The organism is Vibrio sp. 1F169, assembly GCF_041439605.1.
GTDB classification, from domain to species: Bacteria; Pseudomonadota; Gammaproteobacteria; order Enterobacterales; family Vibrionaceae; genus Vibrio; species Vibrio tasmaniensis_A.
The window spans coordinates 1-3,044 of the sequence record NZ_JBGOOI010000145.1 but is presented as its reverse complement, the minus strand read 5'-3'; the positions used below and the strand labels follow the sequence as shown (position 1 = coordinate 3,044).

The window sequence follows — 3,044 nt, the reverse complement described above, 5'->3', positions numbered from 1 at the left end:
GAAATACGCGAAACGGGGTTGTTCTATCTTTAAATTTAATTACGCAACAAAGCCCTGCACGATAGTCTAAATAGTCTCGTTCTTTAAGGTGGGAGGCAATTGGATTCCCTAATTCTTCAATTGTCTTAGCTATTAGCTCCCGAGCTTGTTTACCCGATTTCAACGTATGACCGTGTATGGTCCACCAAGCGTCTAACAGTTCGCTCATTCTACGGTGATCGGGTTTACTTCCCATCCATGGCTTATCGTCAATCTCCTTCATCGTGTGAAGCTCAAAAGCCTTTGCTTCTCCCCTAGTCGTAAACTTTTTACGAACACGTTTCCCCGTTCGCCCATTCGGGTAACATTCGCAGAGCCAAGGTTTGGTAGAACCATCTTTTAAATTACGGATAGACATAATAAAGCCTAAAATTACTGTATATAAAAACAGTTTAATTGAGGCTAAAACGTAGAACAATGTTTTATATCGGACAAAAAGCACAGGTTAGGCTCCTATCTCAAAGTGCTAAGAAAGCTAATAGGTTATTGTGATCCGCAACAGCAGTTTTGACAGTACAAAACTGGAAGGTAACTTCTCTCGTTGGAAAGACTTGAAGAGCATTATAATGGTTGAAAACTTCCGTATTGAGAAATGAAAAGTAATCGACCTAGAGTATCGTTACTATATCAGCTCCAAAGTGCTAAGCGCAGAGCAAGCTGCGATGGCAGTTAGAGAGCATTGGGATATAGAGTCAATGCATTGGGTACTTGATGTCAGTATGAATGAGGATGCGTGCCAGATATACAAAGACCATGGAGCGGAGAATCTATCTTGCTTGCGTCATATGAGCTTAAATATGCTCAGAGAAGAGCCAACTAAGCTAAGCATTGTTGGGAAGCAAAAGCGATGCATGATGAATACAACCATTCTAGAGGCAGTATTAAGTGCTGGTTTTACTCAGGCGGTGAAAAACTAGGCACTCATGCGGTCGCCCTGCTGCTCAATTGACACTAAATTATGGTTTTTTTATACAACCTCATTCAACTGAGGTATTTACTCTATTTTTTAACGAAAATACCACCATATTCTAGTTAAAAGTGAACTGCTGTATCGAATTCACGCTAAGTTGATGTTAATTTAGCCAATATTCGACTATATTACACTCGACGAATAAGGGCGTAACGATTTTTATTCTCACTCCTCGGTTGTTAAGGTAGGTAATGTGCCATTAGTCATGGCGTTATTTTTAGAATAAATGTGGGTTCATTGATGAGTATTAAAGATTTAAGTGTAGTAAAGAAAATTGGGTTGAGTTACTTAGCCGTATTTCTGGTTTTTGCAGTTGTTTCTGTAGTGATGATGTCGAGTTTATTATCACTGACTAAAAACACAGCGATATTAACTGATAAAAGCCTGCCATCGGTTGCCTTGCTTAAAGGTATTCAAGTTGATATTACAAAAGTTCGTAAAGATGAATTTTCGCTTCTGTCAAATGCAAAGCATCCCAAAATCGCGGAATGGATAGAGGAGCTTGAACAATGGAGGGAAAATGTTCAACAAGGTATTTTATCGTATGAAGCTCTAGCGCTGAGTGAGCAAGAAAAGCGTTCTTTTAAAGTATTTAAAGATACATGGAATAGTTATATTTCTGAAACGCAGCAATATAATTATTTACTTGCACAAGGTAAGGCAAAAAAAGCAAATGAAGTTGTTTTATCTAGTTTCACTACATATACAAAAGCTCTTACTAGCTTGGACAATACGCTTAGCTTAAATGATGAGCTTATAAATCAGCTAAAAGTAGAAGTACAAAGTGAATCTCAATCGACTCAACTTACTGCCACCGCTGGTTCCTTAGTCATTATCGGTATGATAATTCTTTCGTCAGTTCTGTTATCTCGAGTAGTTTGTAAACCGGTTAATCGAGCTTTATGGTTTGCTTCTCAGATAGCTAAAGGTCAGTTGAATAATACAATTGACGAAAGAGAGTTAACTGAAGATGAACTTGGTACTTTGCTGAAAGAGTTAGTATCAATGCAAAATAATTTGCATTCTTTAGTCTCAGAGGTGAGTGATTCTACAATTCAATTAACAGCAGCGGTGGAAGAGGTGAGTGCAATATCAGCTCAAACGGCTTCAGGAATGCAAAATCAACAATTAGAGTTGAGTTCTGTTGCATCGGCCATGACAGAAATGCAGGCCGCAGTTAACGAGGTAGCGCAGAATACAGAAAGTGGAGCTACCTCAGCAAACTCAGCAACTGAAGTTGCAAAGCACGGAACCGAGATTTTAAATAAAACAATCCAAGAAATTGATAAGGTCACTAAAACAATACAAAACACAGATGAATTGGCAAGTGATCTAGAAAATAGTTCAAGTAGCATTAATGTTGTTGTTGATGTTATTAGAGGGATTGCGGAACAAACGAACCTATTAGCCTTGAATGCTGCAATAGAAGCTGCTAGAGCAGGAGAGCAAGGGAGAGGCTTTGCTGTAGTAGCTGATGAAGTTCGTTCTCTGGCTCAACGAACGCAAGAATCTACAACGCAGATTGTCGATATTGTTGAAGACTTACAAGAAAAAACCATCAAAATGGGGGAGGCAAGCAGGGAGTGTCAGAGTGGTATCGCTACATGTGTTGACCAAGTCAATGAGGCTGGAGAACAAATTGATATGATTGAACACTCTGTCGAGAATATTGCTCAGATGAGTACTCATATTGCAACAGCATGTAGTGAGCAAAACTCAGTGTCAGAAGAGTTAAATCGAAGTGTGGAGCATATTAATTCAGCATCCTCAGAAATGGCAGAAGGCACTTCACAAACCGCTATAGCGTGTCAGGAAATCAGTAGTCTAGCTCATAATCTCCAATCGAGGATGGGAGCATTCAAGCTATAGAAAGGTGCACTACGCCTTAGATTTTTTTAATCAGGAGTGGCGTTGTTGATCAAATCAGCTCGAAGATCAACTCTAAGCCATTTCTGTCCAGAATCTTCATAGTTGGCACTTTGTGATTACCGAGGGAGGTTGACGGTCTAAATACCGAAGGATTCTGTCGTTGCTT

At 39.4% G+C, this 3,044-nt stretch carries 1 protein-coding gene and 2 pseudogenes; 2 read left to right on the top strand and 1 reads right to left on the bottom strand.

The window, feature by feature from the left end; genetic code table 11:
* Positions 1 to 397 (bottom strand): annotated as a pseudogene (locus ACED53_RS23155) (hypothetical protein); the annotation flags it as partial.
* Positions 398 to 548: 151 nt separating this feature from the next.
* Between ACED53_RS23155 and ACED53_RS23150 the strand changes: the two are divergent.
* Positions 549 to 956: pseudogene (locus ACED53_RS23150) on the top strand (ISAs1 family transposase); the annotation flags it as partial.
* 293 nt (positions 957 to 1,249) lie between these two features.
* Positions 1,250 to 2,878: a methyl-accepting chemotaxis protein gene (locus tag ACED53_RS23145; RefSeq protein WP_017096612.1), complete on the top strand. Its 1,629-nt coding sequence runs from the start codon at positions 1,250 to 1,252 to the stop codon at positions 2,876 to 2,878.
* Positions 2,879 to 3,044 lie beyond the last annotated feature (166 nt).

What these genes read in the sequence shown, in the direction of transcription:
- ACED53_RS23145 (WP_017096612.1), top strand. Translation starts at nt 1,250, where the DNA reads ATGAGTATTAAAGATTTAAGTGTAGTAAAGAAAATTGGGTTGAGTTAC.